Here is a 21,657-nt window from a genome sequence, read left to right as displayed (position 1 = left end):
TCCAGTTATCGGGCTCATCATCTGTGCGATTGCGTTCATTTCCATCCGAGCTGCTCTCAGAGTAGCAAAGGAATGGAAAGTTAATCGAAAAGCAATAGAGGATCAGCTAAAAAAGGACCTGAAAATCAATTTTGACTTAACCGTTCCCGCAACTTCGAAAAGTAATGATGAAGGGAATATACTGTATCGACTTTTACCTTTATCCATCGGTTTTGTTTGGTGTTTGATAATTTACTATGCATACCGCTAAGACTTGTGGCAGGTCAATCAACTGGATACTTACAGGGCCAATAACCCAAGCGCTGTATGTGAGATTGTATTCCTTACATGGGCAGAGAAGCATTAGCCGGGATCACTGCACAGGCAGTGTCGCCATTGTGTCGTGTTAAGAGCAGTGATGCTTTAGGCGTGGCCGGTGGCTAGTGCAGGATGCGCCGGGCGTTCCGCTGCGCGACACAGACAGGGCGGATAGCCAATCACTCAATCCCTGACATTCAGTAAAGTGTCCAAAGGGCGCAAGACTAGTAGTGGTCATTTTGGCCATTTAAAGAGGTTGCACAGAGGTTACGTATAACGTACTATATCGCAAAACGTAACTCATGGTCATGCATATGCCGAAACGCGACGACCTCAACCAGTTCGGCCGATTCACCGAACCCGCTGTTCTGATTCTTATCAGTCTGGCGGAGTGTCCTCGACATGGCTATGCGATTGCCCGGGACATTGATCAAGTAACCGGTTACAAGCCGGGACCCGGGACACTCTACGGTGCGCTTGGTCGTCTTGAGGCGCGTGGATTTATCCGGCCACAGTCTGAAGATCACATAGATGGACGCTGCGTGTACGAGCTGACCTCGACAGGGCAAAAAGCACTGAGTGAGCGTTTGGATGCAATGGCAGCAGTAGGGCGTATTGGTCGGAACCGACTTGACGGGTGCCCGGTATGAAATGCTTGTTAAGGCTTTATCCACCTGCCTGGCAGCGGCGATACGGCCGGGAACTTGCCGAATATTTAAAAGCTGAACCTGTGAGCTTGCACACTCTATGGGATTTACTTACAGGTGCCCTGGACGCCTGGCTGCATCCTGGTTCAATACCAGTTGCCAGAGAATCACTTGAAATAAACAAGGGGGAAATCACTATGATTAACCATGCCAAAGACAACACGATTGCACTCACCAAAGCGGACGCTCTGCGGGCTGCAGGGCTAATGATAGGGATTACCCTAGTCTTGACAGCCGTTGGAATCTTCCTTGATAAAACCTTTGGTTCACATCCCCTGATTAATGTACTGCTCCACACATCCTCGATCTTTGCGCTGTTGGTTTCTGGGTGCTACTTGCTGTTTAAACGCCACCCCTTACCAGTACGTCCTCTAGCTATTTTGGGGTTTGTGGCTATTTTCTACTCGCTGTTTTTGACCGCAATTATCGTTGCCGTGAAAACCTAAAGCATGAATTCAGTGATTGGGAATTTTGTCCGTCATTGCCAGTGAATGGTATTTCGGTGGAAGAAATTGAGGGAAATATCCTTAAAGGATATCCATTGGATGAATTGTGGATCTGAATTCTTTACAGAAAACGGCTCTGACAATCCCTTAGTGCCACTTTCTCCAAAATAACCTAATGATAGTAAGGCTATGTTTCATTTTTGGTAAAGGGATTCCTCGATAATCATAAGAGACAGTTGATGTGTTTTCCAAGTAATCTGTTGATGCGGATTTTTGAGGCTCTTTACCGTTCAGTCGGTCTACAAGATACCAGATGTAAACTCTGAATCGTGTGCCTTTGATACCTTGAGGATTTAAGTTACGCGCCCGTGTATATGAGGGTATGAGGAAAGTCGCCAGCTCTCATTAACCTGGTTAGGCGTAGTGGGATACTTTAAATGCTCTTTTTCTGATGCCATCCCATAAAAACTAGAGATAAAGCGGCAATAGTTGAAAGAAAAATTATGCCGGCAAAACACTTTACTACCTTTCCAGAGCTTTCACTATTCCTGACAAATACTGAAACTAGGCCGAAAATCTGAGGTTAGACAATAAGCTATATGGCCACTTATGTCCTGAAAGCTCTTTAATGATACTGTCAACAGGCTTCTTAATTAGCAGGGACTCTTTCGGTATCTCACATACCGAGCTTAGAGTTCCCAAGGATTCTGGTGACCACCTTCCGGTTTTCTCGATACGCGGTATAATCCTTAAGCTTATCGGTCAAATGAAAGCCAGAGGTTGCTGGGTCCAGTTTTTCCTATCCTGAGATTTTTAAATATCAAAATGTCTTCATTCCTATCCATCTTTCTTTCCTGGCTGGGTTCGATCTAGACTGACCTAAGGTATATGAATATCTCCTTTATTGTTACGATATTTCTGCGATGTCATATGATATCTGGGCTCACCTTTCCAAGTTCTAGGCAGCGGCGCGCGATTCCGGCACAGCCCTGGCTGCACCGGTATTCGCCGGTCTCTAGTCAGCGTTTGCCGTTTGGCTGTTGGGTATTTTCCCGGTCATAATCGTCAGTATCCGGTTTCGTACCCTTGCCGGGAGTGCACTGATATCCTGCCCAATTGCATACAGTGACGGTACCAGCAGCAGGGTGACGAAAAAGGCCACAAAAACGCCCGAGGCCAGCGCCACCACAATGGGTTGCAGAAAGGCGGCCTGGATACTCTGTTCAAGCATCATTGGCAGCAGGCCGACAATAGTAGTGACCGTGGTCAGCAGTATCGGGCGGAATCGGGCAACGCCGGCCTCCACAATCGCCTTGAGTGGTTTCATGCCTCCCTCGCGCAGCCGGTTGCAGTGATCCATTAGTACGAGGTTGTCATTGACCACCACTCCGGCTGCGGCAGCGATACCAAAGTAGCTAAAGATGGCCAAGGTCATGCCGGTAACTGCGTGGCCAAAGATGGCGCCAATAAAGGCGAAGGGAATGGCGATCAGGATCAGGATCGGCTGGGAATAACTGCGGAAGGCGATCGCCAGCAGACTGTACATGGCAAAGAAGGCTGTAGTGTAGAGTTTCAGCACATTTGAAATGAATTTCTTTTGGCCCTCCGCCTGGCCCACAGCGCCGCGAATAATGCCTGGATAGCGTTTTTCCCAATTGGGGAAAAAGTTTTCATTCAGGTCCTGCATGATGTCGCCGCGCACATCGTCTTTCAGGTCCGCCATCACCCGCGCCGCGCGATTGCCGTTCCAGCGCTGGATGCGCTTAATGCCCGGTGCGTATTCCAGCTCGGCGATAGCCAGCAAGGGTACCTCGCGCCCGTCTGCGGTGCGCACGCGGAAATCTTTCAGGCTTTCAATGGAGCGACGCGAAGTCAGCGGATAGCGCACCATTACCTTGACGTCCTGGCCGGCACGGGGCAGGCGCTGCACTTCTTCACCGAAGTACGCCTGTCGCACCTGGCGGTTGACCTCCGCCAGCGTCAACCCGAGTTTGGTTGCACCGGGCTTGAGATCAATGCGGATTTCCTCGGAGGCGCTTTCGAGATTGTTGTGCACGTCGTAGAGGCTTTCATAAGTGCGCAGCTGAGCCTCCAGGTCGGCGGTGGCGGCGCGCAGCACATCCAGGTCCGGGTGGCGGATGGACAGTTCAAATCCGGGGCCACTGTCATTGAGTGCATAGCGTACTGAAACCTCTTTCGCATCGGGGATCTCGCCGATCAGCTCCCGCAGGCGCAGGGCGGCCTCTTTGGCGGACATATCCCGCACTTCCGGCGGGGCCAGTTGTACTATGGCCATTACACTGTCGCGACGGGAGCGGGTATACCAGTTCTCAATGAGCACACCCTGGTCGTCTGTGCGTTGGTTTACCTCTTGCTCGAGGCGTATTTCCGCGTCCTGCAGCTGGGTCAGTATTTCCAGTGCACGGCTGTAGGGTGCGCCTTCGGGCATCACGACATTGACAGTCACTTCATCGGATTCAATTTCATGCATAAAGCCTTTCTTCACCCAGCCACTGCCAAACATGCCTATACCGATCATCAGGGTGGTGATAAAAATGCTCAGTGTCAGGTAGCGCCGTTCCACAGCCCACTGGCCAATGCGGCGGTAGTATCTGTGGGCAAAATGGACAATGCCATCGGCAATGCGCTTTTGCACACGCCCAAACCGGCCGAGCCTGGTGCGCGGCTTGAGGTTGCGCAAGTGTGCGGGCAGGATAAACAGGCACTCGACCAGGGAGAATGTTAGTGCAAGGATCACCACCCAAGTGATGTGGCGGGTGAATTCACTGGTGGGACCGGGGAGAAAGATCCATGGCAGGAAGGCAAGGATCGTGGTCACCACGGCAAAAACGACCGGTTTGGCCACCAGCTGTGTGCCCAGTACCGCGGCGCTCAGGCTGCCACCTGGCTTCTGGTGTTCCGGGCGGTGGGATTCGGTATGGATACTCTCCCCCACCACAATGGCGTCGTCGACAACGATACCCAGCACCAGCAGGAAAGCGAAGGTGGATAGCATGTTGAGGGATACCCCTACGCTGGGCAGCAGGACAAATGCACCGGCGTACGCCGTGGCAATGCCTATCGCCACCCATAGGGCGACTTTTGGCCGCAGGCTGAAAACCAATACCAGCAAGACCAGCAGCAGCCCCTGAAACGCAGAAGTACCTATGGTATTCATGCGGCCTTTGAAGTCCACGGCGTCATCGGTCCACAGGGTCAGTTTGGCTCCGGTGGGCAATGTTTCGCTGCGTTCGGCAATCCACTGGCTGATGGCGTCGGAAGCGGTGACAATATCCATCGTTTCGGTGGTCATCACTTGTAGCAGCACCGCGGGCTCACCGTTCAGTGTGGCGAGGATTTCGTTGTCCACGAAACCGTCTACAACATTGGCGATATCGCCGATGCGAATGGTGCCGCCATCGGCGGTCTGGCGCACGATAATATCGGCAAACTCCCGCTTGGTATCGGCCTGGTTGCGGACTTTGAGTTGGTAGGTGCCCACCTCCGTGCGCACGCTACCGGCGGACTGGTTGAGGGAGCTGGTGCGTATGGCGTCAGCCACTTCCTGAAACGTCATGCCGTAGCGGCGCAGCGCTTGCTCGCTGACCTCAATGGAGACTTCCTCCATGCGGGTGCCGAACAGCTCCACCACCGAGATGGCGGGCAGGGCGACGGCTTCGCGTCGCAATTGCTCAGCCAGGCGCTTCAGCTCACGCTCACCCAGGTTACCGTGTATGGCAACGCGGATGTACTCATCGCGGTTGACCCATTGGCGTACCTGTGGGGGTTCTATGCTGCGGGGGAAAGAGGAGATGCTGTCGACCCGGATTTTGACCTCGTTCATAAAACGGGGAAAGTCGACATCACTTTCCGCCAGGATATAGACACCGCCATAGCCTTCGGCCGATGTAGAGCGTACCCAATCGATATTGTCGAGATCGCTGACGGCCTCTTCGATTCGGGCCACAATCTGTTCCTCCACTTCCTGTGGCGCTGCTCCTGGCCAGGAGACTGCGATTTCCAGCCCCGGGAAACGCACCTGCGGGTCCATTTCCCGTTCCATGCTGCCAAAGCTGAGGAGGCCAGTGACAAAAATACCCACCATCATCAGGTTGGCGGCGACGCTGTTGCGCGCCCACCATTCGATCAACTTGTTCATGCGCGCTTTCCGTTTTTATTTTTGGGCCAGTTGGGTGACGGGCTGTACCTGCATGCCATCCACGGCATTGGCAATGGCGGAAGTCACCACTTTTTCGCCGTCGGCCAGGCCGGCGGTGACCACGACGCGATTTTCCGAGGTGGACACTACCTCTACGGTGCGAATATCCAGGCGGTTATTCTCATCTATCACGTATACCGTATCGGCATTGCGCAGAGCCTCCCGGGGCAATACCAACGCCTGGTGTGCCTGTACACCTTCTGCCTGTGCGGTCACAAACAGTCCTGCTGCCAGGGGTACCCCGTCGCTGGCCCCTTTGCCATAGGGGTCGCGCACTTCTGCGATGGCGTATATCAAACGCGTTTGCTGGTCGATGGCCGCCTGGGTGCGCACGATGCGTCCCCGCCACTGGCGCTGGGTCTGACCCACCTGGGCGGACAAGGTGACGATCGGCCCGGGGTGGGCCGTCGAGGAGACAAAGCCCATCGGCAGTCCCAGTTCCATCAGTTGGGAATCGGTGAGCGGCAGTCGCACTTCCACAAGATCAGTGGCAAATACACGCCCGAGCGGCGTGCCGGTACTGACATACTGGCCCACACCTGCGTCGCGGCGGATCACGCGGCCTCGGAATGGCAACTTGACACGGGTACGCGCCAAGTTGCGTGTTGCGTCGGCAAGTTCCGCCTTGGCGGAGTGCAGGTTGGCCTCGGCTTCCTTCACCTGGGGTTCATTGACCTGCAAGGGCGTCGGTTCTTTATCCGGGTTGGCAGAAAGCCACTGCTGGCGTTTGATGCTGGCTTGCGCCTGTGCCTGTAGCAGGAGTACTTGGGCCTGCGCTACCCCGGCCTCGGCTCGGGCCAGCGCAAGGCGGTAGTTGGCATCGTCCAGCTGGATCAGGGTTTCACCGGCTTTAAACCCGGCGCCCTCGGCGAAACTGGCGGAAATATGGGTGATGCGGCCGGAAACCTCAGGGGTGAGGTCTATTTCGGTATGTGGGCGCACTACACCCTGAGTGGTGACGGTAAGCAGAACCGATTCTTCCCGGGCCTCGGTATAGAGTAACGATACCAGGCGTTGCTCCTCCTCTTTTTTTTCCGGCGCCGGTTTGGCGGCAGACATCCATTGTACGATCCCAAAACCCACTGCCAGCACCAGGACCGGTGCCGCAGCTCTCAAGTATTTGTTTTTCATCTATATCTTCTTGTCTGATTGCCAAATTCCACAACGGTCATCGTCGATCGGCCCCGATAACACCACGGAAACCAAAGCCTTGGCCATGGGGTTGGCGCCGGGTTGAGTCCTATCAGCGATGGATGCCGGTTGCCAGTGGTTTTATTGACGGATCGGGGAGGGAGTTTGGATGCGGTAGCATAAAATTTTGGTTATTCGGTGTTGCCAGGAAAATCGTTACGCGGGTGTCATCATTTTGACTTTCTGATTCACCCGGGTCAATTCTGTACCCGCCCCGGAGAGTTACCCGGTGTGCATCCGCAGTGGTAGGGCTTATTCCGGCTGGCCAGGTTTCCAGTGCCTGTGGTTTGTGCAGCTCTGCAGGCCAAGCAGTCATAGCGCCTTGGCCAGTGCTGCCGCCTTTTCGGGGTACAGATATGGATTGTGGGCTTTATTGCTGCGGGTGTATGGGTTTCATCGGGAAGGTGCGGTATCAGCGAAGCGGGGTGACTGGCAGGTTTTGCACAACCCCAATACACAGAAACTGGACTGTAGGAAGGGCACAGCGATACCTGGGCAACTTGCAATGGCCAGCCTGTAACCAGGACAACAGTGTGAACAGAGCGTCGTGTTTGAAGAGAAGGAGATTTTTTTGTTCTCAAGGTATGGGCAGCCGGCAGTTTGGGGGTGCGCCTTTACAGAATACAGAGGAATCGGGATAATCAGGCGCACAGCGACCACTGCAGATCTCTTGGTTTTTCGGAAGAGTAATCCCATATGACCCCACTGATTAAACACGCCTTAATAGTTTTTATGGCGTTTTTTGCAATTATGAACCCGATAGCAAATACAACGGTATTTGCAGGGTTGAGCGGGGACAAGGACAAGTTTGAGCAGACTAAAATTGCACTTAAGGCCCTGACCATAACCTTTATCATCATTCTATTATTTGCCCTGCTCGGTAAATCCATCTTTCACATGTTTGGTATCACGCTTCCTGCCTTGCGCATTGCCGGAGGGGTTATCGTCTTTTTGGTTGGCTACCATATGCTTCAGGGAGCAAGTTCCAAGTTACATACGTCTCAAAAGACCGATGGTGCCGATATTGCTGTTTCCCCTATGGCCGTACCGCTCCTGGCTGGGCCGGGCACTATTGCCACAGCAATGAGTTATTCGGCTGCAGATGGGTGGCCAGAAATCATTGTGACAATAGTTGTGTTTGCGATTCTGTGTATTATCACTTTTTTCTGTTTTATTTTTAGTTCGAAAATTTTATCGGCAGTCGGTAAGAGCGGGCTTGATATTATCACACGTTTAATGGGGCTGATCCTGGCAGTCATTGGCGTGCAAATGATGATAGTAGGTGTTCAGACTGCTATGCAGATCCAGGCTCTCAGTTGATACCTGTTTTATGGTGGTTTGACAGACCTTGAAAAAGGTATTTCAAGCCATTGTTCAGTGTAGAGGTTTATAACTGAACTATCTGTGGAGCAGGGCGCTTTTGCAGACGCTCTGTCAGAAAGGGAGAGCACTGCAGTCGGAAGGGTGTTTTGCCAACCGCTTGGGCTGTCTGCTAACCGTTCTCAATATTGCCTGGCAACCTACTTAAACTTGCCATTGCATAGGCCAATTACCTTGCCCCGTGCTGTCGCCCCTGATGTTAAATGCACAGTATAGAGCCGAAAAAACCACTCGGCCATGCGCGCGATGCGCTGGTCGAGTGGGAATCCCACACAACGTTTTACTGCTTGGATATGCACAGCGGGTTTTGTCAGAGTCCGCAGCGGATTGAGGGTCAAGGCTGTGAAAATCCTGCCTACATGACACCGAATGGCGGCGCATAAGCGCGTGTAATGCCCGCACCCATGCGGTATTGTGAGGCGGCACCAGGAAGCACACCGGTCGGATTGGGCAGACAGGGGCCAAAGGGATCCATATAAGCAGCGGCAGGGGGGAGAGGCCCCGCTGGCAAGGGTACAGTTGCCCACTCCGCATTCATCCAAATACCCGCGCGGCCTTCCGCATTCATGGTATCGGCGGGCGCGGGGTCATCCTCGACCACAAAATAAATCGGCCCGCCGCCAGCTGCACAGCCCGCTCCGGTGAAATAGACGCGATTATGGTGGGTGGCCATCATCATATCCGCCACAAACCGGAAGGTGCCGAGCTCGCCCCCCGTGGCAGGATCCACTGCGGTACTCAGCCCGCGTACCCAGCCAGCGGTGGGTGTATTGTGACCCTGACCGCCCACTTTAACTTCTGTAACATGGCCCACCAGAACACCTGCCCCATCAAACACCTCGATCCAGGTGTCTGGCACGGCCAGGGCAAAACCAGGCAATAATAACGTGACAATGAGTATTATTTGTTTCATGTTGATTTCCATTTTTTATTAAATACATTAAGACATCGCATAAGCTCAATTGACAGTTATGTCCTGACTTTCTTGCCTCGAGAAATCGGGCAGGAAGATCGGGCTGCTCACAATTGTTACGCGACCCCCAGGCAATCCAGATAGCTCGTAAGCAATGGCATATTCCAACCGGTGTCGAATGCTGATTCGCTATTTGGATAACATATCGACAGTCGTTTAGTACCCACTGGATGGATCGGGCTCAATCGATTGTCAATATCAGTGTGGTTTATACTTGCGAACTGCTGAAAACCACATGTTTCTGAAATGCATCATTTCTTGTTTGGTGGCGTTGTCAGTGAAGTTTTTGTCACTCTTGTATTTTTGTTACCTTTTCAGGCCGTCTGGTTTGTTATTTTTCAGCAAACCAATGCAATACAGCCATTCCTGGCATGCTTCAGTTCGCTTGCGTTTTATCTGACTGCTCCCGTAGTTGGTATTGCGGCAGTTCGTCCATCAGCAGCATTGTTTTTCAAGTTGAAGCACTTGGCATAGATACAGGCTTTGAACAGGGTACCTTCAACCCCGAAGTGCTCGCGCGATATTCGCTTTTTTATCTTAGCCTGCTGGCCAATAACATCAACCGTCGACCATCGATAGTATCGGTCACTATCCTATTCCAGATTTTTGATCTATATCGTCGAATACCAAGTTTTGGTTTCCGTACTAAAACCAATGAGCCAGCGGAAATTGAGATACTAATCCGATGGTTTATAAGCAGACAATCAGTTTGAAGCGTGAAAAGAATCTGCAAAAGTAGTATTAAATTCCATGGCTTTAATGGCGTAGAACATCTGCCAACACTGGAATACGATTTAAGAGAGGTTGTATTCCAATGGCCCAGCACCCAATCAGCGTTTTTCAAATTTACCTGGTTGGATGATTGGGTGCAATGCGAGCTTTCCAATGACTACAGCTCAACAGTACAGGTTGTTTTGATGATTCGCCAGAAATAATTTTGATTCAGGAAAAAGGTGGGAAATATTGTTCCGTTTTTCCGATTTTTCAGTAATTTTCCAGTGGCTCAAGACTGACCATTCTCCCAAAGATGTCATATGGATCCGGCAGTAAGTTCTTCCGGATTAACACCCTATATTGCAATGCCATGCTGGGTCTTGAGAGTGTTGGTTAATGGCGCAGAGGTAAGCTCGTTCGCTTGTACCAGATTAATAGACATTGCAAATAAATGGAGTTCAGATAATCTGTTCGATTGTTCGATTGTTCGATTGTTCGATTGTTCGATTGTTCGATTGTTCGATTGTTCGATTGTTCGATTGTTCGATTGTTCGATTGTTCGATTGTTCGGTAAATAACGTGATTTAGGATATTCCTCATTGAGGTTCAGTTGGATTTTCAGGTAAGGTTATAGCGCTGTTAAGGTGCTCCATTCATAAAAAGGAAATTTATCATGAAAACTCTATTCAATTTCTTAATCGCTGCTGTTATTTCCGGTTTTTCGATGGCGAGTTTGGCGGATCCTATTCAAGATTTATCCATGAATTTATACAAAGCGGGTTGGTATCCAAACTTTATTCAGGGGGCAGGTCCCTTAACCTGCCCCAGAACCTGTGAAATATGGGTTGGTACCCGGGCTGAGCAGGAAAAAAGCAGCGATATGGACCAGGATAGTGAGCGGGCGGCAGTATGTAAGGTGACAAGGGATGTATCTATTATTTTCGAAGGGATCAATGACCCTTCATCCCATTGGATTTATGGAAACCAATTTGATGATGAGCCGGTATGTTATGTGGCCCACCGGAGTGGCTGGGTGGAGCGCAGTGAATACTTTATGTGTCTATGTGTACAACCGGGATAAGGATAAACTCTGCTGAATTCCCGGAAATCCGTTTGTGATACTTTGATTTTCCCTTGAGGTACGGATGATACACAATAAACAGTTGTGCACTGACAACCCGTCGGCCGATGGGTTGTCTTTGCCGGAAAACCGCTGAGCATTTTTTACAGTGGTGTCGCTGATTTCTGCGCAAATACGCATTTAAAAGCTGTAAGTCGGCAGGGGATCCTGTCGAGAATGGCAAAACCGAATATCCTGCAGAGAGTAGAAGTTCTTAAGATTGGATTACGGTTACTGCAGACAAGTATTATGTAGGGCCGGCACTGGATTGCCTGACGGGTATTTTCTCCTGTGGCGCAGCTGCACAGGTTACCCCGGCAATCCGGGTTGCCGGGATAACACAATACCATCTCCCCTTTAGCAGATGCGCTCTACGCCCCAGGACCGGTCATTGGAAAAGATCCACTGCCACAACTGTATTTTTCCCGCGCGGAAGGCACCGGCACAAGAAAGAAGATAGTAGCGCCACATGCGATAGAAGTGTTTGCCGTAGCGGTCGGCAAAGCGCGGCCAGTTTTGTTCAAAATTCCGGTGCCAGGCCATTAGGGTTTTATCGTAGTCCGGGCCAAAATTGTGCAAGTCCTCACAGACCAGCAGCCCCTGTGCAGCCAGGGTAATTTGCCCCGCTGCAGGGATCTCCCCATTGGGGAAGATATATTTGTCGATCCAGGGGTTGTTGGGTGCGGGTTCGATTTTGCCAATAGTATGCAGCAACATAAGCCCGTCTTTTTTCAGGCAGCGCTTGGCGACTTCCATAAAAGTACGATGATTTTTCCGCCCGACATGTTCAAACATCCCCACACTGGCAATACGGTCGAACGACTCGTTGAGATCGCGGTAGTCTTGTAAGTGAACCGCGACAGGGAGATCGGGGTAACGCTCTTTGACATAGGCACTCTGTTCGCTGGATACCGTGACTCCAACACACTCCACCTGGTATTTTTGTGCGGCATAACCGATCAAGCTGCCCCAGCCGCAACCGATGTCGAGCATTTTCATGCCCGGCTGCAAATCCAGCTTGCGGCAGATCAGATCGAGCTTTGCCGTCTGCGCATCATCCAGGCTATTGGCACCAGGCCAGTAGCCGCAGCTGTATGTCAGGCGGTTGTCCAGCATGGTGGTATAGAATTCGTTGCCGAGATTGTAATGATGCTCGCCGATCTTGAAAGCGCGGCGCCGGCTCTGCAGGTTGAGAAAATAGCTGCGCAAGACGCGCCAAGCGTTGCGCCAGTTTTTGATACGTCGGCCCAGATCCGCCGCCAAGAGACGATAAAAGAACTCATCCAGTGCCTGGACATCCCAGTCTCCCCGCATGTAAGTCTCACCGAGCCCCATACTGTGGCGGGCTATGATCTCGTCGAGTGCCTCCTCGCGATGGAGTTGCAAATCCCAAGGTCTGTCCCCGTTTATGCGAATGTCTGCCTCTGCCAGTAAATCGTCCGCCAGATGCCGGCTGCGGCCAATTGCGGGAACATCCAGGCTATCCTGCTGTTCGTTTGCCATCAAACCCTCCTTATTGCTGCTGATGCGATGTTGAAAAAGGTGCCCTTGAATTAGTTGCCTGCCCACGCCATTTAATACAGGATGCCAGGGTGCTGAAACCCCTTTGTAACTCCTGTGCCCGGCCAGTGAGGAATTTTTTCTATGCGCCTTTTACTACTGTTATTTATAGTCCTCCCTGTGCTTGAAATGTGGGTGCTCATCACTGTTGGAAAGGAAATCGGCGCCCTACCCACCATCGGTCTGGTACTGTTGACTGCGGTTGTTGGCCTGGCATTGCTGCGCCGTCAGGGGCTTTCAACCCTGATGCGGGCACAAGAGAAGGTGCGCAGCGGCGAAATTCCAGCGCAGGAAATGGCCGAGGGTATCTTCCTTGCCGTGGGTGGCGCTCTGCTGTTAACCCCCGGATTCATTACCGATGCTCTCGGGTTCGCGTGTTTGGTACCGGGATTGCGCCAACTGCTGCTCGGGCGCTTTCTACGCCATGTAACCATTGTGCGGCCCGGCGGCTTTCAGGGTTCCCATGCGCCCAAACGCGACAGTCATGTTATTGAAGGGGAGTTCTCTCGCAGTAAGCGCGACTCCGGCGAAGATCAGCGTCCGAAGCACTAACCTGGTCAAAAAATACACAAAATCGAGTGTCATCAGTGTTCGCTACAGTTTTTTCACACAAGGGTGTTGAAATCCATTCATGCGCCCATAGATAGGGATCAACTCTGATTTTAGCCCCGGCTCTGCCGGTCAGAGTGGGGGCGAGGTTGCCGGTCAAAGCGGCTGGTACCGCCAATGTTGGAAAACCCTAAAACGACTCAATGGAGAGCTTATCCATGAAAATTCGTCCTTTACACGACCGCGTCGTAGTGCGCCGTAAGGAAGAGGAAGCGATGTCAGCTGGTGGTATTGTGCTGCCGGGTGCTGCTAAAGAGAAGCCGAATCAGGGCGAAGTCTTAGCCGTAGGTGAGGGCAAGCAACTGGACAACGGCGATGTTCGCGCGCTGTCTGTCAAGGTTGGCGACACGGTTGTATTTGGTCGCTATGCCGATAGCAACACCCTCAAGGTGGAAGGCGAAGAGCTGATCATCATGAGTGAAAGTGACATCTATGGCGTGTTGGAAGGCTAATTACGCCTTTAACCTTACTCGCACAAAGAATCTGAGGAATATGAATCATGGCAGCTAAAGACGTAATTTTCGCTGACGACGCCCGTCAGAAAATGCTCAAAGGCGTAAATATTCTGGCCGACGCGGTTAAGACCACTCTGGGTCCGAAAGGCCGCAATGTGGTCTTGGACAAATCCTTCGGTGCCCCCACTGTCACCAAAGACGGGGTCTCTGTAGCGAAGGAAATCGAGCTGAAAGACAAGTTCGAAAATATGGGTGCACAAATGGTGAAGGAAGTTGCCTCCAAAGCTTCCGATACCGCCGGAGACGGCACCACCACGGCAACTGTACTGGCTCAAGCGATTGTAACCGAAGGCCTGAAATCTGTTGCCGCCGGCTTTAACCCCATGGATCTCAAGCGCGGTATCGACAAAGCGGTTGCCGCGGCGGTTGATCATATTGCCAGCCTGTCCACACCTTGTGCCGACAGCAAGTCCATTGCCCAGGTGGGCACTATTTCTGCTAACAGCGATGAGAGTGTTGGTACCATTATCGCCGAGGCCATGGAAAAAGTGGGCAAAGAAGGCGTTATCACCGTTGAAGAGGGCTCCGGCCTCGAAAACGAGCTGGACGTTGTGGAAGGAATGCAGTTCGACCGCGGCTACCTGTCTCCCTATTTCATCACCAACCAGGAAAGCATGACTGCCGAACTGGAAAATCCGTTTGTTCTGCTGGTAGACAAAAAGATTTCCAACATCCGCGATCTGCTGCCGCTGCTGGAGCAAGTGGCCAAAGCCTCCAAGCCGCTGCTGATTATCGCAGAGGATGTGGAAGGGGAAGCGCTGGCCACTCTGGTGGTCAACAGCATGCGCGGGATTGTCAAAGTGGCTGCTGTCAAGGCGCCCGGCTTCGGCGACCGCCGCAAAGCCATGTTGCAGGATATCGCTATCCTGACCGGCGGCACCGTGATCTCCGAAGAGGTCGGTCTGGATCTGGAGGGAACCGCCCTGGAGCACCTGGGTACTGCCAAGCGCATCACCCTCTCGAAGGAAAATACCGTGATCGTGGACGGTGCGGGTGAGGTAAAAGATATCGAAGCCCGCGTTGCCCAGATCCGTGCGCAGATCGAGGAGTCCACTTCCGACTACGACAAGGAAAAGCTGCAGGAGCGTGTAGCCAAGCTGGCGGGTGGTGTTGCCGTGATTAAAGTGGGCGCCGCCACCGAAGTGGAAATGAAAGAGAAGAAAGCCCGCGTTGAAGACGCGCTGCATGCGACCCGTGCCGCGGTAGAGGAAGGCGTGGTACCCGGTGGCGGCACTGCGCTGATTCGCGCTATCCAGGCCATTTCTGTCACTGGCGCAAACGAAGACCAGAACCACGGCATCGCAGCCGCTCTGCGCGCGATGGAAATGCCCATGCGCCTGATCGTTTCCAATGCCGGTGATGAGGCTTCTGTTGTGGTAGACAAAGTGAAGCAGGGCGAAGGCAACTTCGGTTACAACGCCGCTACTGGCGGGTATGGCGATATGCTGGAAATGGGTATCCTGGACCCGGCCAAGGTCACCCGCGCTGCACTGCAGGCCGCCGCTTCTATTGCTGGCCTGATGATTACCACTGAAGCGATGGTTGCGGAAATGCCGGAAGACAAGCCTGCTGCTGCTCCTGACATGGGCGGTATGGGCGGTATGGGTGGCATGGGCGGCATGATGTAAGTCGGCTTTTACGCCCACCCAAAAACCGCATTTGCGTGAATGCCAGCCAGTTTCTCAACTGGCTGGCATTTTTTTTGAAACAGGGAAAAGTGTCTGAGCTGCTGGCCGCCTGAGGGGTCTCCCACCTAGCGGCAGCGTTGAAGCGGGGCCTTCAGAATGCTTGGCAGCATAGTCTGGCGATTTCCCGCACTTGTTGTCGCCGGCTGTGCAGTTTTTTTGCTCACAGTTCTTTGGCCTTTTCCTGCATCTTGATGACCTCTTTCATGCGCTGCTCAAGAATCGCGTGGGTCTGATAATTGTTCTTTGTCATGCGGATGCCGTGTCGCAGGTGCTGCAGGGCCTTGTCGAAGACGCCGTTGAGAATATAGTACTCGGCGCGGGCCTCGTGCACACCGACGATATCTCCGGCCAGGCCATGGGTCTCTGCCAGCAGGTACCAGACAGAGGGATCTTTTTTGCGCACGCGGCTGTATTTGGCCAGAATGCGTTCGGCAGCCAGATAGTTGCCAGCCTTAAAGTGCGCATTGGCGAGGCCCATGGTCAGGGCGTGGTCGCCGGGATTTCGGTCGAGGGCGTGCTGCAGGCGTCCGGTGGCGCTGGTGTAGTCTTCACGCATCAGATCGATATCGGCCCGCGCAAGTACAAAAGCCGCTTTTGAAGGTTCTTTGTCCAGCAGGGGCTGCAGGGTATCCAGAGCCGTATCCGGTTTACCGGTGGCGATTTGCGCCAGTGCCAGGCCGTAACGGGCGGCGTCGTCGTTATCGCTGATCCCATCCAGTTCCGCCTGGAAGCGTTTGATGGCCTGCTGAGGTGTGGGCTCGGTGGCGAGGCGGATACGGGCGCGCATCAGGTGGAAGTCGCGACTGTCGCTGGGGGGGACATCGGCCATGCGCTGGGAGCGCAGCTTGGCGTCGGCAATCCGCTTTTCGGTCACTGGGTGGGTGAGGAGGAATTCAGGCGGCCGGCGGTAGTAGCGGGTTGCTTTGAGCATCTGCTCGAACATCTCGCCGGCGGCGTTGGGGTCGCGGCCGGATTTGGCCAGGGTTTCAATACCAACCCGGTCTGCCTCCTGTTCATTCTTGCGGCTGAAGCGCAGCTGGCTGTCCAGGGCCGCCGCCTGGGTGGCGGTTATCGCGGCGAGTCCAGCATCGCCGCCAGCGGTTGCGGCAATGACCAGGGCGCCGAGCATACCGGCGAGCGTGGGAATCGTGCTGTTGCGCTGGGCCTCCAGAGAGCGGGCATAGTGCCGCTGGCTCAGGTGGCCCAGTTCATGGGCGATGACCGAGGCAAACTGGTCTTCATTTTTTGCAAACAGGAACAGGCCGGTGTGCACCCCCATGATGCCGCCGGGGACCGCGAATGCGTTCATGGTCTCGTTGTTCACCACAACCACATCGATGTGCTTGTCTTCCAGTGGGCTGTACTCTGCAAGTCCCTTTACGGTTTTTTCCACGTACTGTTGCAGCAGCGCGTCGCTGGAGGTACGTACTTGGCTGCGGAAGATGCGCAGCCACATCTGCCCCAGTTCCTTTTCGCGCGTGCGGGATACAAGCCCACTGGTGCTGTCCCCCAGTTTCGGCAGGCGGATTTCTTCGCTTTCGGTGCTGGCGGTGATCGGGGTGGCTGCAAGCAGCAGCCCGATGCCCAGTGCCGTGAGGGCGGTGCGAAAGCCGTGCAGAAGGGGCAGTTTATCGCTTGGGTGGGGCAGGGTGGTTTGGGGGTCAGTCATCTCGATTACTGCTCAGTCTGTCCGTGAAGGATCTATAGTCCAACTCTATACGCAACCCCATTGGACTGTCGAGGATTTGACCAAGCGGACCCTATAAGGTTCACCCCAGTGCCATCGGCACGGTAAAAAAGCGTAAAGCGCTGGCGTCTTCTGGCGCGGATTCCGCGCTATAATCCGCAGCAATCCAAAGCCTGTGACCAAGTAACCAATGGCACTGACCCCCGCTGAAACAGCGCCCGCGCAGCCGCCCCCCGAATGGGAAGCGGCTGCGGTTGTGGATGCGCGGGACCTGCCATGCCCGCAACCTCTTTTGGCTCTGCGCCGGGCCCTGGGTGCGTATGAGGCGGGCACTCTGTTGTGTGTGTTGGCCACGGATGAGGCCTCATGGCGGGATTTTCACAGCTTTGCCGCTCTGAGTGGCAGAACCCTGCTGCGCGCCGAGCAGCGTAACGATACGTTTCTATATTGGCTATATGCTGGCAAATGAACAACCAATCCAGAGAGTCTATGTTTTCAATTGTAAAAAGCTGGGTGAACCGCTACTTCAGCCAGGAAGAGGTGGTGTTGCTCGTATTGCTGCTTGCCGTGGCCCTGGTGGTGCTGGCCACTCTCGGGGTGGTACTGGCCCCTGTGCTCACCGCCCTGGTCATCGCTTTTTTGATGCAGGGCATGGTGCAGAAACTGACATCCTGGCGGGTGCCCCACTGGCTGGCGGTGACCCTGTCCTGCGTGGTGTTGGTGGGCACCATTGTGGCACTGCTGTTTGTCGTCCTGCCGATTATCTGGCGCCAACTGGTGCGGCTGGGTGCGGAGCTGCCGAATATGGTGCAGCGCGGCCAGGAGCTGTTGCTACTGTTGCCCGAGCGCTACCCGCGCCTGATTTCTGCGGCGCAGATAGACGAGATCTTCGATATCCTCGGCAGTGAGCTGGGGGGGATCGGGCAGACATTGCTGGCCTTCTCCCTGACCAACCTGCCAATCTTTGCCGGATTGCTGATTTACGTGGTGGTGGTGCCGATTCTGGTATTTTTCTTTTTGAAGGATTCCGACCAGCTGATCCGCTGGTGTACCTCCCTGTTACCCAAAGAGCGCCCCATGCTGCACCAGATCTGGTATGAGATGAATGACCAGGTGGCCAATTATGTGCGCGGCAAGGTGGTGGAAATCGGTATTGTGGCAGTGGTCAGCTACGTTGCTTTCCTGTTTCTGGGGGTGAACTATGCATTGTTGCTGGCGGTGGCAGTGGGCTTCAGTGTGCTGATCCCCTATATTGGTGCAGCTGTGGTGACCATCCCGGTAGCCGCAATCGGTCTGTTCCAGTGGGGCTGGAGTAATGAGTTCCTCTACCTGATACTCACTTATGGCATCATTCAGTTGCTCGATGGCAATGTGCTGGTACCGCTGTTATTTTCCGAAGCAGTCAACCTGCACCCGGTGGCCATTATCCTCGCGGTACTCTTTTTCGGCGGCATCTGGGGTTTCTGGGGTGTTTTCTTCGCCATTCCCCTGGCAACCCTGCTCAAAGCCATCATGAGTGCCTGGCCCACCAGTGAGCACCAGGCGGAATGGGAGGCCAGGAAGATACCGGAGCAGGGTTGAGCGGAAGTTTGAAACGGCGGGTGCTGGCAGAGACAGGCACCGCTGGCGAACTGGGCTGGATGGTGTGTGAATGGCCGGGCTCTAGCCGGCAAGCTCAGTGGCAGCGTGCTCGGCAGCGAGCATGGCTCTGAATTGCATCAGCGTGTCCGCTGGCAAACCAGCGGCTTCAAATACCGCTGCGGTAAAGGAAACCGGAGCCGTTCCCGGTGCGGAGATCACCCCCTGATCAGATACGGCAGCGGCACTTTCTCGGTAGTGTTTTTCACCGCGATAGTCCTGGGCGTGTTGCTTTAAGAACGCCGCACTGTTCGATGTGTGGCCTGCGGCATTGAAAATGCCCGCCCTGGCCAGTGCCAGTGTTCCCCCACAAATTCCGGCAACGGTGCCGCCACGTTTATGGTGAGTGCACAGTAGGCTGGTAAGATCAGGTGCTCGTGTGGTTTCCCATAGGGTACCGCCAACCACAACAATGATTGTGGGCTGAAAATCCTTGATCTCGTTCAGTTGGCGGGAGATGACCACTGTCAGCCCGCCCTGGGACAGTAACTGCTCTGCTTGCGGGGCGAAGAACTCGATCTGCATACCGTAAAACGGGCCGCCGGTCCCGGCGATCAGGGCGTATTCCCAATCGGCAAAGCCCTGGGTAAGGATCACCGCAATCTTTGTCATATCCACTCTTCTTCTAAAGGCCTTGCGCACTCACTGCATGGCATTCCATCGCGATTGTGCGTCTGCTGGATCGTAGCGCTTCCGTTACAGTGTTTCTACACATTTTTATTACTGTTGTAGATTCGGTCCCAGGTTACCGCAGCGGCCTTATTGCGGAAACTTCGCACTTAGTGCCGATCTTTTCTTTGTCTGCAAGTGGCGGCATTTGCTAGAATGCCGCGCTTTCCTTTCGTTGGTCCCTTCAAACAGGTGAGCGCCCATGAATCTGGCTGACAAAGTCCTGGCGGTCAATAATGACTTGCCGATCCGTACTGACAAGCCCATCCACAGCGGTAAAGTCCGTACCGTTTATTGGCTGACCGAGGCTGACAGCCGCCGCCTGATTGAGGAGAAAGGCTACCCGGTAGCGCCGGACGCCCCTCTGGCGGTGATGGTGATTTCCGACCGTATCTCCGCTTTCGACTGTATCTGGACCGGTGAAGGTGGCATGCGCGGTGTGCCCGGCAAAGGTGCGGCGCTGAATGCCATCTCCAACCACTGGTTCAAGCGGTTCAAGGAACAGGGCCTGGCTGATAGCCATATCCTGGATATTCCGCACCCGCTGGTGTGGATCGTACAGAAGGCGCGCCCGGTCATGATTGAGGCCATCGCCCGCCAGTACATTACCGGTTCCATGTGGCGCTCCTACCAGAAAGGGGAGCGCATGTTCTGCGGCATCGAGATTGCCGACGGCCTGCAAAAAGACCAGAAGTTGCCCGAGCTGCTGATTACCCCCTCCACCAAGGGAATCCTCAAAGACATTCCCGGCGTACCGGAAGCGGACGATGTGAATATCACCCGCAGGAATATCGAAGACAATGTTGCGGCGTTTAATTTTCACAGCGCCGACGATATCAACCTCTACGAAAAACTGCTGAAAGAGGGTTTCGATGTGATTTCTGCCGAGTTGGCAAAGCTCGATCAGATTTTTGTCGACACCAAGTTTGAGTTCGGTTATGTCACCGATGCCAGCGGAGCGGAAAAACTCATTTATATGGATGAGGTGGGCACCCCGGACTCCTCCCGTATCTGGGACGGGGAGCAGTACCGCGCAGGCAAGGTGGTGGAAAACTCCAAGGAGGGTTTCCGCCAGGCCCTGCTGAATCACTTTGCGGATGCCGATATCCTGCTGAACAAGGACCGTATGCAGGAGCGCCAGGCCCTGGCCCGTGACAGCCTGTTGCCAGAGTCCATGCTGATGGATCTTTCCGCCACCTATGTGGGCATTGCGGAAAAGATTACCGGCAAGACGCTCGAACTGTCCGGCAACCCCAAAGCAGAGCTGATCGAGGTTCTGCGCAAGGAGTACGCCCTGGTCGACTGATTTTGTCCCAATCGATAACAACCAGCCTTCGCGCCGGTTTTTTTATGGTGCGCCAAGTATGGCGTGTAACGCCTTACGGCGTTGTTCCGATACGCGTGGTGGCGGTTGGATGACTTGGTGGTGAAAGTCCCCTATCGGCCCGGTAAGGGGAACGATTAGCCGAACGGCAAGGCTGTCCATTGTGAGGTGGAATCTGAAGAAAGCTGAAGGCAAAACACTGGCCCGACGAACAGAAATCGCATAAAAGGTGGTCGCAGTGGGTGAGAAGTCCATTGTCTTCAAAGCCGGATACTTGCACAGAAACTGCGAACGTAGATGCGGCGGGTATAAGTGGAAAGGTCACGCGCATTACCTTGGGAGATCTGTCGCTCTGCCTCTGGCTAGCAGTATTACGAGATATTGCGATGGAGTCACAGATGTCAGCCGAAGCCATAGTAGGTTGGTTACCGCAAGCTGAAGGGCAAAACACGAGGAACAGATTGGAAACTAAACTCCCGATGACGATATGAGTAGCAGAAAAGCCTGCTGAGCTGCAGGCACTTACCGCTGAGGGGCGTAAACGGTATTTGCGTGAGCAGGTGAGTAAGGTGACAAACGTCACGGTAGGTGAGGGCTATTTCCATGAGAAGCCGAAGGATTTTCTTGCTGCGGTACTGGATCGACCGAATATATTACATGCTTACGACCGTGTGCGACGCAACAAAGGCGCACCGGGAATAGATGGGCTGAAGGTTATGTGAGTTAAAAGCCAATCTGAAAGCCCACTGGCCGGAACATGTTGAGTGGAACTTATCAGCCACAACCCCTGCGCAAGGTAGAAATACCCAAGCCCGGCGGTGGTAAACGGCAACTGGGGATACCCACGATGCTAGACAGGCTCATTCAACAGGCACTGCATCAAGTGCTGAGTCCGGTGTTTGAACCGGAGTTGTCTAACA

Annotated in this window: 19 protein-coding genes; 13 read left to right on the top strand and 6 right to left on the bottom strand. The window is 53.8% G+C overall.

The window, feature by feature from the left end; all coding sequences use genetic code 11:
* The 3 genes from Q5Y71_RS14240 to Q5Y71_RS14230 form a co-directional block, all read left to right on the top strand.
* Positions 1 to 250 (top strand): hypothetical protein (locus tag Q5Y71_RS14240; RefSeq protein ID WP_306042775.1); only part of this gene is annotated, 250 nt, incomplete at its 5' end.
* 361 nt (positions 251 to 611) lie between these two features.
* Entirely contained in the window at positions 612 to 947 is a 336-nt protein-coding gene (locus tag Q5Y71_RS14235; RefSeq protein ID WP_306042774.1) for a PadR family transcriptional regulator, read from the top strand.
* Complete coding sequence (locus tag Q5Y71_RS14230; RefSeq protein ID WP_306042773.1) at positions 944 to 1,450, top strand: hypothetical protein; 507 nt, start codon at positions 944 to 946, stop codon at positions 1,448 to 1,450. The genes Q5Y71_RS14235 and Q5Y71_RS14230 overlap by 4 nt, the downstream gene beginning before the upstream one ends.
* Before the next feature lie 1,015 nt (positions 1,451 to 2,465).
* Here Q5Y71_RS14230 and Q5Y71_RS14225 read toward each other — a convergent pair.
* Positions 2,466 to 5,609, bottom strand: coding sequence for an efflux RND transporter permease subunit (locus tag Q5Y71_RS14225; protein ID WP_306042772.1), 3,144 nt, complete (start codon positions 5,607 to 5,609; stop codon positions 2,466 to 2,468).
* A gap of 15 nt (positions 5,610 to 5,624) precedes the next feature.
* Positions 5,625 to 6,800: an efflux RND transporter periplasmic adaptor subunit gene (locus Q5Y71_RS14220; protein WP_306042771.1), complete on the bottom strand. Its 1,176-nt coding sequence runs from the start codon at positions 6,798 to 6,800 to the stop codon at positions 5,625 to 5,627.
* A 756-nt stretch (positions 6,801 to 7,556) separates the two neighbouring features.
* On the opposite strand from Q5Y71_RS14220, the gene Q5Y71_RS14215 reads away from it, so the two are divergent.
* Positions 7,557 to 8,180 carry a MarC family protein gene (locus Q5Y71_RS14215; protein WP_306042770.1) on the top strand — a complete coding sequence of 208 codons (624 nt, stop codon included), beginning with the start codon at positions 7,557 to 7,559 and terminating at the stop codon, positions 8,178 to 8,180.
* A 415-nt stretch (positions 8,181 to 8,595) separates the two neighbouring features.
* Here Q5Y71_RS14215 and Q5Y71_RS14210 read toward each other — a convergent pair whose 3' ends face one another.
* Positions 8,596 to 9,153, bottom strand: coding sequence for a hypothetical protein (locus Q5Y71_RS14210; protein WP_306042769.1), 558 nt, complete (start codon positions 9,151 to 9,153; stop codon positions 8,596 to 8,598).
* A gap of 306 nt (positions 9,154 to 9,459) precedes the next feature.
* Here Q5Y71_RS14210 and Q5Y71_RS14205 point away from each other — a divergent pair, with 306 nt between their 5' ends.
* Complete coding sequence (locus Q5Y71_RS14205; protein WP_306042768.1) at positions 9,460 to 9,687, top strand: hypothetical protein; 228 nt, start codon at positions 9,460 to 9,462, stop codon at positions 9,685 to 9,687.
* Positions 9,688 to 10,600: 913 nt separating this feature from the next.
* A complete protein-coding gene (locus tag Q5Y71_RS14200; protein ID WP_301416936.1) occupies positions 10,601 to 11,008 on the top strand; it encodes a hypothetical protein in 408 nt (135 codons plus the stop codon).
* Positions 11,009 to 11,404: 396 nt separating this feature from the next.
* Here the strand turns inward: Q5Y71_RS14200 and cfa are convergent, their stop codons facing one another.
* Positions 11,405 to 12,550 carry a cyclopropane fatty acyl phospholipid synthase gene (cfa, locus tag Q5Y71_RS14195; protein WP_306042767.1) on the bottom strand — a complete coding sequence of 382 codons (1,146 nt, stop codon included), beginning with the start codon at positions 12,548 to 12,550 and terminating at the stop codon, positions 11,405 to 11,407.
* A gap of 141 nt (positions 12,551 to 12,691) precedes the next feature.
* Between cfa and Q5Y71_RS14190 the strand changes: the two genes are divergently transcribed.
* The 3 genes from Q5Y71_RS14190 to groL all read left to right on the top strand — a co-directional run bounded on the left by Q5Y71_RS14190 (position 12,692) and on the right by groL (position 15,359).
* On the top strand, positions 12,692 to 13,159 hold the full coding sequence (locus tag Q5Y71_RS14190; RefSeq protein WP_306042766.1) for an FxsA family protein: 468 nt from the start codon (positions 12,692 to 12,694) through the stop codon (positions 13,157 to 13,159).
* Between the two features lie 215 nt (positions 13,160 to 13,374).
* Positions 13,375 to 13,668 (top strand): co-chaperone GroES, encoded by a 294-nt coding sequence (groES, locus tag Q5Y71_RS14185; protein ID WP_301416942.1) that lies wholly within the window; start codon positions 13,375 to 13,377, stop codon positions 13,666 to 13,668.
* Positions 13,669 to 13,715: 47 nt separating this feature from the next.
* Positions 13,716 to 15,359 (top strand): chaperonin GroEL, encoded by a 1,644-nt coding sequence (groL, locus tag Q5Y71_RS14180; protein ID WP_306042765.1) that lies wholly within the window; start codon positions 13,716 to 13,718, stop codon positions 15,357 to 15,359.
* 220 nt (positions 15,360 to 15,579) lie between these two features.
* Here the strand turns inward: groL and Q5Y71_RS14175 are convergent, their stop codons facing one another.
* Entirely contained in the window at positions 15,580 to 17,088 is a 1,509-nt protein-coding gene (locus tag Q5Y71_RS14175) for a M48 family metalloprotease (RefSeq protein WP_306042764.1), read from the bottom strand.
* Between the two features lie 208 nt (positions 17,089 to 17,296).
* Here Q5Y71_RS14175 and Q5Y71_RS14170 point away from each other — a divergent pair, with 208 nt between their 5' ends.
* The gene (locus tag Q5Y71_RS14170; RefSeq protein WP_306042763.1) at positions 17,297 to 17,575 is read left to right on the top strand and encodes a sulfurtransferase TusA family protein; all 279 of its coding nucleotides are present in this window, start codon (positions 17,297 to 17,299) and stop codon (positions 17,573 to 17,575) included.
* A 20-nt stretch (positions 17,576 to 17,595) separates the two neighbouring features.
* Positions 17,596 to 18,687: an AI-2E family transporter gene (locus Q5Y71_RS14165; RefSeq protein ID WP_301416950.1), complete on the top strand. Its 1,092-nt coding sequence runs from the start codon at positions 17,596 to 17,598 to the stop codon at positions 18,685 to 18,687.
* Positions 18,688 to 18,768: 81 nt separating this feature from the next.
* On the opposite strand, the gene Q5Y71_RS14160 is transcribed toward Q5Y71_RS14165, so the two are convergent.
* Positions 18,769 to 19,356 (bottom strand): DJ-1/PfpI family protein, encoded by a 588-nt coding sequence (locus Q5Y71_RS14160; RefSeq protein WP_306042762.1) that lies wholly within the window; start codon positions 19,354 to 19,356, stop codon positions 18,769 to 18,771.
* Positions 19,357 to 19,615: 259 nt separating this feature from the next.
* Here Q5Y71_RS14160 and Q5Y71_RS14155 point away from each other — a divergent pair, with 259 nt between their 5' ends.
* Positions 19,616 to 20,719: a phosphoribosylaminoimidazolesuccinocarboxamide synthase gene (locus Q5Y71_RS14155; protein ID WP_306042761.1), complete on the top strand. Its 1,104-nt coding sequence runs from the start codon at positions 19,616 to 19,618 to the stop codon at positions 20,717 to 20,719.
* Positions 20,720 to 21,306: 587 nt separating this feature from the next.
* The gene (locus Q5Y71_RS14150; protein WP_306042760.1) at positions 21,307 to 21,459 is read left to right on the top strand and encodes a hypothetical protein; all 153 of its coding nucleotides are present in this window, start codon (positions 21,307 to 21,309) and stop codon (positions 21,457 to 21,459) included.
* The last annotated feature ends 198 nt before the right edge of the window (positions 21,460 to 21,657 follow it).

Origin of the sequence: Microbulbifer sp. 2205BS26-8 (genome assembly GCF_030731025.1) — a bacterium.
Taxonomy (GTDB): domain Bacteria; phylum Pseudomonadota; class Gammaproteobacteria; order Pseudomonadales; family Cellvibrionaceae; genus Microbulbifer; species Microbulbifer spongiae.
The sequence above is the reverse complement of the archived record's forward strand: the minus strand, read 5'-3'. Positions and strand labels throughout refer to the sequence as shown.

Coding starts and splice junctions, on each gene's coding strand:
- Q5Y71_RS14230 (WP_306042773.1), top strand. CDS start 944: ATGAAATGCTTGTTAAGGCTTTATCCACCTGCCTGGCAGCGGCGATAC.
- Q5Y71_RS14210 (WP_306042769.1), bottom strand. CDS start 9,153: ATGAAACAAATAATACTCATTGTCACGTTATTATTGCCTGGTTTTGCC.
- Q5Y71_RS14205 (WP_306042768.1), top strand. CDS start 9,460: ATGCATCATTTCTTGTTTGGTGGCGTTGTCAGTGAAGTTTTTGTCACT.
- Q5Y71_RS14170 (WP_306042763.1), top strand. CDS start 17,297: ATGGCACTGACCCCCGCTGAAACAGCGCCCGCGCAGCCGCCCCCCGAA.
- Q5Y71_RS14190 (WP_306042766.1), top strand. CDS start 12,692: ATGCGCCTTTTACTACTGTTATTTATAGTCCTCCCTGTGCTTGAAATG.
- groL (WP_306042765.1), top strand. CDS start 13,716: ATGGCAGCTAAAGACGTAATTTTCGCTGACGACGCCCGTCAGAAAATG.
- Q5Y71_RS14175 (WP_306042764.1), bottom strand. CDS start 17,088: ATGACTGACCCCCAAACCACCCTGCCCCACCCAAGCGATAAACTGCCC.
- Q5Y71_RS14220 (WP_306042771.1), bottom strand. CDS start 6,800: ATGAAAAACAAATACTTGAGAGCTGCGGCACCGGTCCTGGTGCTGGCA.
- Q5Y71_RS14225 (WP_306042772.1), bottom strand. CDS start 5,609: ATGAACAAGTTGATCGAATGGTGGGCGCGCAACAGCGTCGCCGCCAAC.
- Q5Y71_RS14235 (WP_306042774.1), top strand. CDS start 612: ATGCCGAAACGCGACGACCTCAACCAGTTCGGCCGATTCACCGAACCC.
- groES (WP_301416942.1), top strand. CDS start 13,375: ATGAAAATTCGTCCTTTACACGACCGCGTCGTAGTGCGCCGTAAGGAA.
- Q5Y71_RS14215 (WP_306042770.1), top strand. CDS start 7,557: ATGACCCCACTGATTAAACACGCCTTAATAGTTTTTATGGCGTTTTTT.
- cfa (WP_306042767.1), bottom strand. CDS start 12,550: ATGGCAAACGAACAGCAGGATAGCCTGGATGTTCCCGCAATTGGCCGC.
- Q5Y71_RS14200 (WP_301416936.1), top strand. CDS start 10,601: ATGAAAACTCTATTCAATTTCTTAATCGCTGCTGTTATTTCCGGTTTT.
- Q5Y71_RS14165 (WP_301416950.1), top strand. CDS start 17,596: ATGTTTTCAATTGTAAAAAGCTGGGTGAACCGCTACTTCAGCCAGGAA.
- Q5Y71_RS14155 (WP_306042761.1), top strand. CDS start 19,616: ATGAATCTGGCTGACAAAGTCCTGGCGGTCAATAATGACTTGCCGATC.
- Q5Y71_RS14160 (WP_306042762.1), bottom strand. CDS start 19,356: ATGACAAAGATTGCGGTGATCCTTACCCAGGGCTTTGCCGATTGGGAA.